Source organism: Teichococcus globiformis, from assembly GCF_042646265.1.
GTDB classification, from domain to species: domain Bacteria; phylum Pseudomonadota; class Alphaproteobacteria; order Acetobacterales; family Acetobacteraceae; genus Pseudoroseomonas; species Pseudoroseomonas globiformis.
On sequence record NZ_JBHRTN010000013.1, the window covers coordinates 12489 to 25431 of the forward strand.

A 12943-nucleotide genomic window follows, 5' to 3' on the forward strand; every position below is an offset into this window, starting at 1 on the left:
CGTGAATGTCGGTCCGGGGGTGGTTCAACCAAGGCGTCAGGGCTTCGAAGGGGGAGCTGTGCCACTGGCCAAGCTCCCCGCAACGCGCCACCCTCCGCCGCAAAGCCCCAGGAGGACAGTTACGGTGAAGAAGTTGCTCAACGACCCCCGCCATGTGGTGCGCGAGATGCTGGAGGGTCTGGCGGATCTGAACCCTGGCCAGGCGCTGCTGGAGGCTGAGGATGTTATCGTCCGTGCCGGTGGTGGCGGGGCGGGCGTCGCGGTGCTGTCCGGCGGCGGCGCAGGGCATGAGCCGGCGCATGCGGGCTATGTGGGGGAAGGGATGCTGCACGCAGCGATCTCTGGCGACGTTTTCACTTCGCCCTCCACCGATGCGGTGCTGGCAGCCATCCGCGCCGTGGGCGGGCCGGATGGCGCGGTACTGGTGGTGAAAAACTACACGGGCGACCGGCTGAACTTTGGTCTCGCCGCCGAGCTGGCGCGAGCCGAGGGCATCCCGGCCGAGATTGTCGTGGTGGCCGATGACGTGGCGCTGCGCGACACGGTGGAGCCCGGGCGGCGGCGCGGCATCGCCGGCACGGTGCTGGTGCACAAGGTGGCGGGCGCGGCGGCGGCGGCGGGCCTGCCCTTGGAGCAGGTTGCGGCGGAGGCCCGCGCGGCGGCAGAGGCGATGGGAACGATGGGCGTCGCGCTGGGCGCGTGCACCGTGCCAGGGGCGGGGCGGCCCGGCTTCACCCTGGGCGAGGATGAGGCGGAGCTCGGCCTCGGCATTCATGGGGAGCAGGGGGTGAAGCGCGTGGCGTTGCAAACGGCCGATGCGCTGGTGGAGGAAATCCTGGGCACCATCATCGAGGATCGCGGCCTGAAGCGTGGCGACCGTGTGGTGCTGCTGGTCAACGGCCTGGGCGGCACGCCGCCGATGGAACTGGCGGTGGTGGCGCGGCAGGCCATGGCCGTGCTGCGCAGGGCGGGGCTTATGGTGGAGCGGGCCTGGACCGGCAATCTGCTGACCGCATTGGAAATGCCCGGAATGTCGCTGACCGTGCTGCCGGTGGATGATGCGCGGCTGGCGCGGCTGGATGCACCGAGCGCAGCGCCGGCCTGGCCGGGGAATGGCCGCATCGCCGGACGGCAGGTGGTCGCGGCCCCGGCTGCTCCGGCCGAGGGCACCGCCCGGCCGCAGCAGGCTTCGGGACGGTTGGTGAAGCGCGCCGTGTTGGCGGCCGCGGCAGCGCTGGAGGGTGCGGAAACGCGGCTGACGGAGCTGGACAGTGCCACCGGGGACGGCGATCTCGGCATCTCCATGGCGCGTGGTGCGGCGGCGATCCGTGCCCTGCCGGAGAGTGCCTGGGCCGATGCGCCAATGGCGCTGCACCGGGTGGGGGAGGCGCTGCGTCGGGCCATTGGCGGGAGTTCCGGCCCGTTCTATGCAACGGCCCTTCTTCGCGCTGCCCGTGTTCTGCCCGAAGGCGAACCGAAGCCCGGGGAATGGGCGGCTGCCTTTCAGGCGGCGGTTGCTGCGGTGTCGGAGCTGGGCGGTGCCAGGCCAGGGGATCGCACCATGCTGGATGCGCTGCATCCGGCGGCGGAAGTTTTCGCGTCGGCGCTGGCGGCAGGCACCCAGCCCAAGGCCGCCTGGGAAGAGGCCGTGCGGGCAGGCGAGGAAGGCGCCAGGACGACCGGATCGATGAAGCCCCGACTGGGTCGTGCCGCCTATCTGGGTGACCGCGCGATCGGTCATCCGGATGCTGGCGCAGCGGCCGTGGCGATCTGGCTGGCCGCCCTGAAAGAGTAGGACGGCGGACGATCCGGGCCCATCATGCAACATGACCAAGAATTGAAATGAAAGGACCAAAAACGCGCTCAAGGTGATATGCTGCCGCTGCGTTCGGTTCGGAGTTGCTCAGTGTCGTCTTCTGGTCGCCTCGGTTGCCGCCTGGTGGGAGCCATGCTCCTTGGAGCGGTTTTCCTGCCGTCCCACGGTTTTGCGCAGACTGACCCGGGGGAAAACAAGGACTTCTTCGTCCGAGCGGGCTATGGCATGGCATCCTATCGCACAACAGGCCGGGCATCCGTTGCCGGCCAGCCTGTGCCAGGTGCGCGCGTGGCTCTCGGCGATGTTTCCTTCGCGGCGCTGGAGCTGGGCTGGAGAATTGCACCCGATTGGAGCGTGTCTTTCGCCGGAGGCCTGCCACCGACCGTGGCACTGCATGGGCGCGGCGACTTCGCGCCCCAGGGCGTGCTGCGCAAGGTCACCTACGGCTCGGTGATGCTGGGGGCGCAATACCATCCCTTGTCCTTCGGCCGGTTCGAGCCATTCGTCGGCGGCGGCCTCAGCTACACCTTCTTTCTCAGGACCCGGGGGGGCTCGATGTCGGAGCTCGACATCGCCGATAATTTCGGCCCCTTCCTGCAGGCTGGCGGCCAGTTCCGCATCACCGATGACCTTTCGGCCTTCGTGGATGCGCGCAAAACCTGGCTTTCCTTCGATGCCAAGGGGATGGCAGGGCCAGTGCCTGTGAGGGTCACCGTTGATCCTGACCCGGTCTCGGTCATGCTCGGCCTGTCCTACCGCTTCTGACGCAGCTCTTCAGGCGAGGTATTCGACCCGGCTGGTTGGCGGGGACGGCATAGGCCGTCCCAGCAGATAGCCCTGGGCGAAGCGGATGCCGTTCCGGTTCAGCCATTCCACCTGGCTCGCATCCTCGACACCCTCAGCGACTACGTAGATGTTCAGATCCATGGCAAGGCGCGCGATCATGCGGTAGATCGCGGCCACCTTCCGCTCCGGCAACTGCCGTGTGAAGGACGCGTCGATCTTGATGCCGCGGACCTCCACCTTGTGGAGATAGGTCAGCGATGAATAGCCCGTACCGAAATCATCCAGGATGAGGCCCACGCCCATTCCGCGGATGGTGTCGAGCTGCTGCAGCGTTTTGTCATCCTGATCGAGCAGCACATTCTCCGTGATCTCGATGGCCAGCCGCTCCGCAGACAGGCCACTTGCCGCGAGCGTATCCGCCAGGATCTGTGGAAACTGACCGGATCGCAGCTGGCGCGGCGACAGGTTGACGTTGACCTGGATCGGATCCGGCCAGAGAGCGGCATCCCTGCAGGCGATCTGCAGCACCAGCTTGCCGAGTTCCTCCATCAGGTTGGCACGTTCGGCCGTCTCGATGAACTCTCCGGGCTCCACGCACCCGCGAACCGGATGGTTCCAGCGGACCAGGGCCTCGGCCGAGACGATCTGGCTGGACATCAGATCAACAATCGGCTGATACACGAGGCTGATCTGGCCCTTGTCGATGGCCTCACGCAGTTCGGCCTCGCGGCTGATCTGCTGATGATGCTCCTCCTCGATCCACCGGTCGAAGACAAAGGCCTTGCCCTTGCCCTGATCCTTGGCCTTGTAGAGGGCTAGGTCGGCCAGCAGCAGGAGCCGCTGCGGGTCCTGGGCATCCTGCGGGCAGGCGCTCACACCGATGCTCGCGCCCGAGACGATGGTCATGCCGTCGATCTCGACCCGGTCGTTCAAGCGTTCGGCCAGCCGGTCGGCTACGGCGCGGCCTTCCTCGTTATCGGCACCCACGATGATGGTCGCGAATTCATCCCCCCCAAGCCGTGCGGCAAAGTCCTGAGGCCGCATGGATTGCTGGATGCGGCCGGCCACGACCTGCAGCAGCCGGTCGCCGATGTGATGGCCAAAGGTGTCGTTGGTCTTCTTGAAGCTGTCGAGGTCAATCAGGGCAATGGCAAAGGATCGCTTCTCCTCGCAGAGTGTTTCGATCGCCTCGACAAAGGAGCGGCGGTTCAGCAGGCCGGTCAAGGTATCGTGCCGGGCGAGGAAATTGACCTTCTCGCTGGCTTCGTAGCCTGAGGTCACGTCGCGGCCGATGCCACGGAAGCCGGCGAGGCTTCCGCCTGCGCTGAACACGGGATGGCCTGTGAGCCGGAACCAGCGTGTTCCCTTGGAACCATCATGGCGCACCAGCAATTCGCGGAATGCCTGTCGTTCCTGGAAGCACATCGCCAGATCGTACTGGAAGCGGTCGTCGGGCTGGTTCCCCCTGCGCACGGTGGAGAGGAGTTGCGCCATCGGCATGCCCTCCATCTCGGCAGGCGTCAGCCCGGCCGCCTCCCCCATCCGCGCCGAGGCCTTGCTGACGCGGCCGTGCTGGTCCGTTTGCCAGAGCCAGTCGGGCGAGCCTTCCTCGTACTCGCGCAGGAAGACGTTGACCGTCGCAATCTCCCGCTGCAGCGCCGCACGCGCCTCGGAGCGGCCACTGAACGTGAAGTTGGTGAAGATGATGCCGGTGGCAGCGTAGGCCGTGAAGGAGATGAAGGCCATCGCCGAATAAAGGTTCGCGTTCGGCATGGCCACGCTGACGGCGTAGATCGACAGGATCGCATCCGGAATAAAGAAGGCGAAGGCAATGCCGAGGGGAACGCTGATGATCGGTGTCGACACCACACCCGATGCCAGGCCCAGCAGCAGCACGGCCTGGTCAGGCCGTCCATTCAGGGCAAACAGGATGATGGTCGTTCCCCAGCACAAGCCCAGCCCGCCATAGAGCCACTGGGCCTGCCTGAGAAACTGGAAGTCGTTCTTGTCCCGTTTCCAGCGCACGGCAATACGAATGATGGCGGCGTAGTGCAGCACCACCGCCCCCACCATGACCATCATGAACGGCTCGCCGGTGACCCCGAAGGCGAAAGAATTCACCACCACATTGAGGCCGCCGGTGGCCGAGAACAGCAGGCAAAGCAGAAAAAGGAGGTTGCACTGGTCACGCTGAACCGCCGCCTCCAGCTCATTGGCCGCTGGACGGATGCTCAGGGCATGGCGGATTCTTGCCGCTGCCTTCCGGACCAGCGCAACGATCCGGCGCATGGTCAGGAATTCCGCTGCGGCAGCCGTGGCAGGATCAAACCGGTTCTGGATCGGTACCGCGCATAGTCCTCCGCCACCGCCGACGTTGCGAAATGGGCCTCTTCCTCCCGTGCGGTCACGTAGTACCAGCCGATAATCACGGCGGCCGGTATCCACAGGATGGGACCGCCGGCGACGGCGGTGCCGAGCCAGCCCAGCGTATAAGCCAGATAGAAGGGATGGCGGACATAGGCGTACGGCCCGTCGGCATGGATCATCGTCGGGATGTTATCGGTATGCGCCACCGCGGGCGGGCGGCTTCTGGTGGTGCGCACAGCCCACCAGAACAGGGCGATGCCGCCCAGGAACAGGGCAAGGGCGGCTAGGCCGCTTCCCGGAGGTACGCCTCTGATGAAGGCCAGAACGATGAAGAGCAGAAAGGCCGCGGTGCTGGCGGTCGTCAGGCGGCGCATCCGCCCTGGCATGTCACCCTCGACGCGGAAATGGCGCTTCAACCCCCACGCGAATGAACCAAAGGCCGCAAAGGCCGCCGCAATGACAAGGGTTGTCCACATGGAAGGCGTGATCCTGTTGCGGTATGCTCGCGAGGAAGCATACCATTCCGCGAGATTGCCATGGTAGTGCTTCCTGTTGCTGTGTTGGTGAACGAGGCACAATTCCGAGTAGCGAAGCGTTGCCTATTGTTGCCGGTCCTGGATTTTGCCCAGGAATCTGGCAGGTCGGAAAACCAGTAACTCCCGGCCTGACGCGGCTGATGGCGGTAGATGTTCCGCTCCGTGTTCTGGAGCCGTCAGGGCATCCGGACGGCTCCTGTTCAGGCTTCAACGGGTCAGCTGCAGCTGCACCGCCTCGCCTGCATAAAAGCCCTCGAGATTGTGCGTGGTGCCGGCCAAGGGGTCCATCATGGGGACGGTTGTACGGATATGGTCATACCGTTCGCGGCTGCTGGCCATGAGGAGCATGTTGCAACTAAGGCCGGGATAAGGCCGGGGCTCGGACGCGGCGGAATAGCCGAGCCGTTTGTAGAAAGGCGCATGATTCGATCTGACGCAGGCGAGGAAGATCTGCGTGTGGTGGCTGAGGGCAATATAGCCGGCGATCCGGTACAGCAGGAACACGAGGCCCTGGTTGTTCTCCACATGCGGGCTTCTCACCAGGCGGGTGACCTCGATCGCACGGCCTGAAAAGGCATCGTTCGGCCGTGCGGACAGAAGAGAGTTCACCTCGGTGGGAAAGGTGTCCATGGCCGGCGAAGTATAGTTGGTGCCTCGGGCCAAAAGGCAGACCCGGACTGAGGCAACCGGCGTAGCATCGTCATACAAGACTACAGTATTGGCATTGGCCATTTCATCATAATGATCGCGGAAAAGGCCCAAGGCGTTTTCCTCGATAAAGCCGCCCGCCAGGTAGCTGCGATACCGCAGGCGGAATGCATCCTCCTGAACCTGCTCCGAGACAGCCAGGCGTGCGCTGTAGGACGCGCCCCGTGCCGAGACACCCGGAACGGCGCGGCGTTGCCGCAACGTTGCAGGTTGCGCCGATTCTGCCGCCAGGTGGGCAGGCGCGGAGAAATTCGTTGCTTGATCGTTACTAATCATGATTTTTTCCTTAACGGAGGACGAACGGAGGAAGATTGCTCCGACGTCACGCTACAGGTCACGCATCGCCGAAGCACCAATTCGCTTGTACTCACTGGAGAATTGTGCGTGACCTTATTTAAGGTTTACGACGCATCGGCCGTGCGCGCCTGTTCCGGCAAATCCTGAACGCTGCGCTGGATGTTAAGCTGAGGCTGGTGTCTTTCGAGCCTCTGAAAAAAACCCAGCCGGCTTACCCGCATCTTTGATGATCCGCGCAGAATTTGAATAAATCGACGCAATTACTTCTGACGTATTCAAAGATCTATTTTTTGAGAATTGTTGCTGCATTGTTTATGCGTGAATGCTGCCGGTGCCGATCATGAACGGCGTGCTAAGAAGAAGGCGCACCATGCGCTGCCCGGGCGCTGGCCACCGCCTACCGGCAGCGTGGCCATTCCCGGTGCGATCTTGATCTTGCGTTGAATCGGTGCAGCATTGCGGCTTCCAGAGGCGCCGCGGCACGCGTGCAAAGCCGGTGTAAATCCGGCTCAGACCATCATCTTCTGGATCGACGAGGCCACGGCATAGGATGATGGCCAGTCTATTAGGTAGTATGAGGGGGCGATGGTGCTCGAAGCGGTCAGAAGCGTGGCGGATTATCGCACCCTCGACGAGGCGGAAATCCTGATCGGCTACATGGATGGAATCGCTGGGCTAACGGGTGCTCCGAACATGACCCGGTCCTACTGGCACGGCTGGCGCAACGGTGTGGTGGATGCTGGCTTCATCGATCCGGACGAAGCGCAGCTCGAGCTGGAGCACGAGTTCGCCACCTTGTCCGAACCCTGATCGCTTGGGAGTATCCTCAGCTTCAACTTTTACCCGTGCGGCCACGGCGGCTCGTCCGGGATCTGGTGCCTCTGGATCCGGTCCTTACGGAGGCATTGCACAGAACACCGCCAGCAAGGGCCGGCCCACCTGAGCCGCGTCGGCTTCCGGCGCAACACAGCGCTGATCCTTGCAGGTCAGGCGTCTGCGAGGCCTGTAAGGCAGATGCGTTCCGGGAATGATCAGGCCAGAAAGCCTGGCTCCTCCAGGGTCAGGACCCGCTTAACGCTTTCCAGATGCAGCCGCGCGCTCTCGCTCCGCCCGGCGGCTTCCTGCGCCGCGACGCGGCGGGCAATCTCCTCTGAAACGGGTAGCAGCTTCCGGCCAGTGCTCATGGCCAGCACCTGTGCCTGGGCGGCCCGCTCTAGGTAGTAGAGGTCATCCCAGGCCTCGGCGATCGTTCCGGCCAGCACCATGACGCCGTGATTCTTCATGAACACCACATCGGCCTCGCCAAGGCTGGCAGCGATGCGGCTGCCTTCGCGCTCATCCAGCGCCAGCCCCTGGTAATCCTCGTCCACCGCCAAACGCCCGAAGAAGCGGAGCGCCGTCTGTCCGGCCCAGACCAGGGGAGGTCCCTCCAACATGGCCAGCGCTGTGGCGTAGGGCATGTGCGTGTGGAAGGCGACCTTGGCGCGCGGCTTTTCCACGTGGAGGCGCGCATGGATGTGGAAGGCGGTGGCCTCGGGCTGGCCATCTCCTTCGACCACATTGCCATGGAAGTCGCAGACCAGCAGGGACGAGGCGGTGATCTCCCGAAAGGCGAGGCCGTAGGGGTTCACCAGGAAAAGGTCAGGCCGCCCTGGCACCACGGCGGAGAAGTGGTTGCAGATGCCCTCCTCCATGCCGCGCCGCGCCGCCATGCGAAAGCAGGCAGCGAGGTCGATGCGGGCCTGGCGCAATGCCTGCGCCTCGGGCAGTGCGTTGGAGAGGGCGGAGATGGCGGTTGCCGCGCCGATCGGATGGGCCATGGGATGCTCCTTGCTGGCCGGAGCATGGCAAGCGTCGGTCACCGCCTCAAGCCTGAGGAGCCGCGCCATGGCTCGGCACCCTTGAAGCGGCTTCGGCAGGGCACATTGCTTTCACAGACGCCCGCGTGGGTTGCGATGTGCCGGTGCAATGCTGTCCATGCGTGCGTCCGCCAGCCTGCTGTCCTATGATGGAGCTGCCAAGCTCGAAGGGACCCTGGAAAACCCATGGCCGAAACGCTGCAAGACGCCGACCGCGACCGGCTGACCGCCTATCTGGAACGGCACCTTCTGCGGGCCGTACCGCTCGACGGGCTGGAGATCCCGGCGCTGCGCGAAACCCATGCTCCCTTTGCCACTGCGCAATGGTGCTGGACGGCGGACGCGGCCGGAGCGGTTGAGCTGCTGTCGCAGCCGGGGCTTGCCGCCACCCACGGGCCGATGCGCGACGGGCTGACCGATTTCCTGCTGGCTATGGGCACCGGCAACCTGTTGCTGCGCCGCGTGGCCGAGGCCGGGCTGGTGGTGGACAATGCCGATCCGCGCAACTTCGCCATCACCACCGCCACGCATGAGTTCCGTGGCGACTTGTCGCGCGGCGTGGTGCGACAGGCGGTGCGCTCGGCCCCTGCGCGGCGCGAGTTCCATCACACCGGCCATCTGGCCGAGTTCCGGCTGAGCCGTACCCGTCATTGCATCGATGTTGAGGACAACATCGACAGCTTCGGGCTGGAGCAGCGGCCGGATGGCGTGATGCTGTTCCATGAAAGCGTGCTGCGCGGCAGCACCGGACTCCTGCGGAAAACCGAGCAGGTGGTCGGCCGCGTCCGCTACGAATACTGGATCGAGCCCAGCGATCCACGTCTGTTGGTGCAGGTGACGCTGCGGGCGGAGCCGGGCATCACCCTCTCGGATGTTCGCCTGACCACGGCGGCGGACGAGTTGTCGGGCGAGGCTCTGCGCCCGGTGTCCCGCGTCGCGCTGGGCGAGGGGCGGGAATTCCGTCACCGGGCCCTGTCCGGCTCCGCCGTTTCCGCTGTGCTGGAGGGCAAAACGGCCGACATCATCAGCCTGATCGAGGATGCGCCGCCGGGAGCGGCCAACGGATTGCACCTCCGGCCGCTCTCCGGCGAACGGCTGTTGAACGTCAAGGCGCAGTCGGTGGATGGCCGCCTCCACTGGCTGATCCTGCGCTACGCGCTGCCGGAACTGGCCGGCGGCGCCAGCTTCCAGGTGAACGAGGCGCGGCTGCTGACCGCGGGCACGCTGGCCGCGGCGATGCCGAGCTATGCCGGCATCCTCTACGATCCATCGATCCTGTCGGGCCGCGATGCCGGCGTCACCGCCGATCACGGCGTGGCCCTCAACGCCGTGGCGACGCAGCTGCTGTTCCATGCCCGAGGGGCCTATCCCCTGCCGGAGGAGCGGGTGGCCATGCTCCGGGACTGGTATGACCGGCACCTGGACGGCCTCTTCGCCGGCATGGCGGAGGGTGACTCGCTGCCGGCGCGGCGGTCCTATCTGCGTTCGCTTTCTTTCGCGCTGCTGTCGCTCGATGCCATGCAGCGCCATGCGCCGGAACCGCGCTACGAGGCGGCGCTTCGGCACGGGCTGGACCTGCTGCTGTCGCTGCAGCGGCCGGACGAGCAGGGCGGCGCCTTTGCCGACCAGGACCAGGCCGCCTATCTCGACTGCCACGCCGCCGCCATGCTGGCTTTGTCGCGCATCGCCATGAGCCGTCAGGATGCCCGGTTGCTGCCGGCGCTGAAGCAGGCCCTCGGAGCGATCCGTGTTGGCTCGGTCAAGGTGCCGCTGGAGGAAGGTCTGCATAGCCTCGACACCCCCTTCGTGCGCAGCCGGCGCAGCGATGGCCGGTGGGAGGATGATGGCGGTTTCTGGAGCTTCAAGCTCGGCCTGCTGCTGCGGGCGCTGGCGACCATGAAGCTGGCGCGGCAATCCGGCGCGCTGGCACTGGAAGGCAGCCAGTTGCAGCGCCTTCAGACGCTGAACGACCTTGCGACGCGGCAGCTTCGCGCGCGCATCCGCCCGCTGGGCGGCACGCTGGAGGTGCTGACCAGCCCGGTGGCTCAGGAAGGGAACGCCGCAACGCAGCCCGCGGCGGTGCTGGGGCTGCTGACCCCGGATGCAGCGGTTGCCGCGCCAGCCTCCGCCGAACAAGCTGCCTGACCGCCGCTCCCCATGTTCCGGACCCTGCATCACCGCCCAGCGGCGGTGGCGGCAGCGCTGCTGCTCGCCCTGGCCGGCTGCGCCGCGCCCGTCACAACGCCCCGGCCGGCAGAGCCGCCCTTGTCCTATCCACCCACGGTGCGGGAACGCATGCTGCGCATTGCCCTGGGCGAATGGGAAGAGTGGGGTCGGCTCGTGTTGACCCTCGCTCCCGGCTTGGCCCCCCATCAGGCGCTGGAGGATGCAACAGCGCCGGGCCCTGAATCCCTGCTGGCCAATTTCCCTCGCGTTCTCGCTTACTGGCGTGCGGTGGAGGACGGGGAGGCGCAGGGCGCCGTGGCCCGCAACCGTGCTCGCTACGCCACCGCCGCGGCGCATCCCGACGCACCGGGTGGCGCCTGGCGGGAGCCCGCCTGGTCCGCCGCCTTTATCAGCTATGTCATGCTTCGCGCCGGGGTTGATCGGCGGGAATTTCCTTCCTCTGCGGCGCACAGCTTCTACATCGACGGAATGCTGGCGGATGCTGCGGCCTTTCCGGCCGTGGCGCCCTTTGTGCCGCAGGACTGGGCGGCCTACACACCGCAGCCGGGTGATCTGGTCTGCGCCGACCGATCCAGGCACCCGATCGCCGATTGGCGGCAGCGCCTGGCCGAAACGGGGCAGTTCCGCCCCATGCATTGCGATATCGTCGTTTCCCTGACTCCCGGCTTCGTGGAGGCAGTGGGCGGTAATGTCGCGGACGCGGTCACGCTGTCGCGCTTTCCGGCCGATGCGGCGGGGCGGCTGTTGCCACGTCCGGGCAATGGCGCCATCTGGTTCGCCGTCTTTGAGAACCGGCTGGGCCGCCTGCCGCCCTGGAACCTGGCCGCAATGCAGTGGAGCGCCCGATGACCGATCTGTTTTCCCCGCTGACGCTGCGCGGCGTCACGCTGCGCAACCGCATCGGCGTTTCGCCCATGTGCCAGTATTCCTGTGCGCCGGATGGCAAGCTGACGGAATGGCACCTGACGCATCTGCTGTCCCGCGCCCACGGCGGCGCCGGGCTGGTGATCGTTGAGGCGACGGCGGTGCTGCCGGAGGGGCGGATCACGCCGCAGGATGTGGGGCTGTGGGAGGAAGCGCAACTTCCGGGACACAAGCGCCTGGCCGCAGCGCTGGAATCGACGGGTGCCGTTCCGGGCATCCAGATTGCCCATGCGGGCCGCAAGGCCAGCACGGCCCAGCCCTGGGTCGGCGGTCTGGCACCCGAGCATGGCTGGCAGCCGGTGGGGCCGACCGCGCTGGCCTTTCCGGGCCTGCACGAGCCAGTTGCGCTGGACGAGGCTGGCATCCAGCGCATCATCGCCGCTTTCGCCACCACGGCGCAGCGTGCGGTGGAGGCGGGCTATCGCTTTATCGAGCTGCATGGCGCGCATGGCTATCTGCTGCATGAGTTCCTGTCGCCGCTGTCGAACCAGCGCAACGATGGCTGGGGCGGGGATTTCGCGGGGCGCACGCGCTTGACGCGTGAGGTGGTGTCGGCCGTGCGCGCCGTGATCCCGGAGGATGTGGCGCTGGCGCTCCGGGTTTCGCACACCGATTGGACCGAGGGCGGCTGGACCACGGAGGAAACGGTGGAGCTGGCGCGGCAGGTCAAGGCTCTGGGCGTCGACCTGATCGACGTGTCTTCGGGGGGCAATGTCCAGGCCCGCATTCCGGTGGGGCCGGGGTATCAGGTGCCGGGCGCCGCGGCGGTGCGGGAAGGGGCTGCCGTGCCGGTAGCCGCAGTGGGCATGATCAGCGAACCGGAGCAGGCGCAGGCCATTCTGTCCGAGGGCAAGGCCGACCTGATCCTGATGGCGCGCGAGCTGCTGCGTGATCCTTACTGGCCTTTGCGGGCTGCCGTCGCGCTGGGCCGCACCGCGGCGCTGGCGACGCCGCCGCAATACGACCGTGCCTGGAGCACACTGGGTGAAACCCGCATCTTGCGGCAGGTGGCGGAGCCGCTGCCGCCGCTCTGATGCCGCGCATCCTTGTCACCGCACGGCTTTCGATCGACGCTGCGGAGCTTGTGGAAAGCTTTGCCCGCGCTTCGGGAGCTGGCGGCCAGAACATCCAGAAGGTGGAGACGATGGTGCAGCTGCGCTTCGATGCGCGGAATTCGCCATCCCTTCCTCAAGCGGTGCGGGAGCGGGCCCTTGCGCTGGCCGGGCATCGTGCCACGGCAGCAGGGGAGATCGTGATCACCGCGCAGGAGCATCGGTCACAGGCGCGCAATCGGGAAGAAGCGTTGGCGCGGCTGCTGGAATTGCTGCGGGAAGCGGCGCGGCCGCCGCCGCCCAAGCGACGGGCGACGCGGCCTACCCTCGGTTCCAAGAAGCGCCGGCTGGAAGGCAAGACCCAGCGCGGCGCCACGAAGAAGCTGCGCGGCAAGCCCGCGCTGGATTAGC

Annotated in this window: 11 protein-coding genes; 7 read left to right on the forward strand and 4 right to left on the reverse strand. The window is 66.2% G+C overall.

Translation table 11 applies throughout. The annotated features are described in order from the left end of the window. Nucleotides 1–124: 124 nt before the first annotated feature. Nucleotides 125–1795 (forward strand): dihydroxyacetone kinase family protein, encoded by a 1671-nt coding sequence (locus tag ACFOD4_RS13485; RefSeq protein WP_379597186.1) that lies wholly within the window; start codon nucleotides 125–127, stop codon nucleotides 1793–1795. A gap of 246 nt (nucleotides 1796–2041) precedes the next feature. Continuing rightward, nucleotides 2042–2581, forward strand: a complete 540-nt coding sequence (locus ACFOD4_RS13490; protein ID WP_379597187.1) for an OmpW/AlkL family protein — start codon at nucleotides 2042–2044, stop codon at nucleotides 2579–2581. A gap of 9 nt (nucleotides 2582–2590) precedes the next feature. Here the strand turns inward: ACFOD4_RS13490 and ACFOD4_RS13495 are convergent, their stop codons facing one another. The 3 genes from ACFOD4_RS13495 to ACFOD4_RS13505 form a co-directional block, all read right to left on the reverse strand. After that, nucleotides 2591–4891 (reverse strand): putative bifunctional diguanylate cyclase/phosphodiesterase, encoded by a 2301-nt coding sequence (locus ACFOD4_RS13495; protein ID WP_379597188.1) that lies wholly within the window; start codon nucleotides 4889–4891, stop codon nucleotides 2591–2593. Nucleotides 4892–4893: 2 nt separating this feature from the next. Then, the gene (locus ACFOD4_RS13500; RefSeq protein WP_379597190.1) at nucleotides 4894–5445 is read right to left on the reverse strand and encodes a methyltransferase family protein; all 552 of its coding nucleotides are present in this window, start codon (nucleotides 5443–5445) and stop codon (nucleotides 4894–4896) included. A gap of 267 nt (nucleotides 5446–5712) precedes the next feature. After that, the gene (locus tag ACFOD4_RS13505) at nucleotides 5713–6489 is read right to left on the reverse strand and encodes an N-acyl amino acid synthase FeeM domain-containing protein (protein ID WP_379597192.1); all 777 of its coding nucleotides are present in this window, start codon (nucleotides 6487–6489) and stop codon (nucleotides 5713–5715) included. A gap of 606 nt (nucleotides 6490–7095) precedes the next feature. Here ACFOD4_RS13505 and ACFOD4_RS13510 point away from each other — a divergent pair. Continuing rightward, complete coding sequence (locus ACFOD4_RS13510; RefSeq protein WP_379597194.1) at nucleotides 7096–7320, forward strand: hypothetical protein; 225 nt, start codon at nucleotides 7096–7098, stop codon at nucleotides 7318–7320. 221 nt (nucleotides 7321–7541) lie between these two features. On the opposite strand, the gene ACFOD4_RS13515 is transcribed toward ACFOD4_RS13510, so the two are convergent. Next, entirely contained in the window at nucleotides 7542–8330 is a 789-nt protein-coding gene (locus ACFOD4_RS13515) for an aldolase (protein WP_379597196.1), read from the reverse strand. A gap of 225 nt (nucleotides 8331–8555) precedes the next feature. Between ACFOD4_RS13515 and ACFOD4_RS13520 the strand changes: the two genes are divergently transcribed. From ACFOD4_RS13520 to arfB, 4 genes are read left to right on the forward strand one after another with little or no spacing between them, the layout of a single operon-like run. Next, on the forward strand, nucleotides 8556–10514 hold the full coding sequence (locus ACFOD4_RS13520; protein ID WP_379597198.1) for a hypothetical protein: 1959 nt from the start codon (nucleotides 8556–8558) through the stop codon (nucleotides 10512–10514). 12 nt (nucleotides 10515–10526) lie between these two features. Further along, nucleotides 10527–11405, forward strand: a complete 879-nt coding sequence (locus ACFOD4_RS13525; protein WP_379597199.1) for a DUF2272 domain-containing protein — start codon at nucleotides 10527–10529, stop codon at nucleotides 11403–11405. After that, a complete protein-coding gene (locus ACFOD4_RS13530; protein WP_379597200.1) occupies nucleotides 11402–12514 on the forward strand; it encodes an NADH:flavin oxidoreductase/NADH oxidase in 1113 nt (370 codons plus the stop codon). The genes ACFOD4_RS13525 and ACFOD4_RS13530 overlap by 4 nt, the downstream gene beginning before the upstream one ends. Further along, the gene (arfB, locus tag ACFOD4_RS13535) at nucleotides 12514–12942 is read left to right on the forward strand and encodes an alternative ribosome rescue aminoacyl-tRNA hydrolase ArfB (protein WP_379597201.1); all 429 of its coding nucleotides are present in this window, start codon (nucleotides 12514–12516) and stop codon (nucleotides 12940–12942) included. The genes ACFOD4_RS13530 and arfB overlap by 1 nt, the downstream gene beginning before the upstream one ends. Nucleotide 12943: the final 1 nt, after the last annotated feature.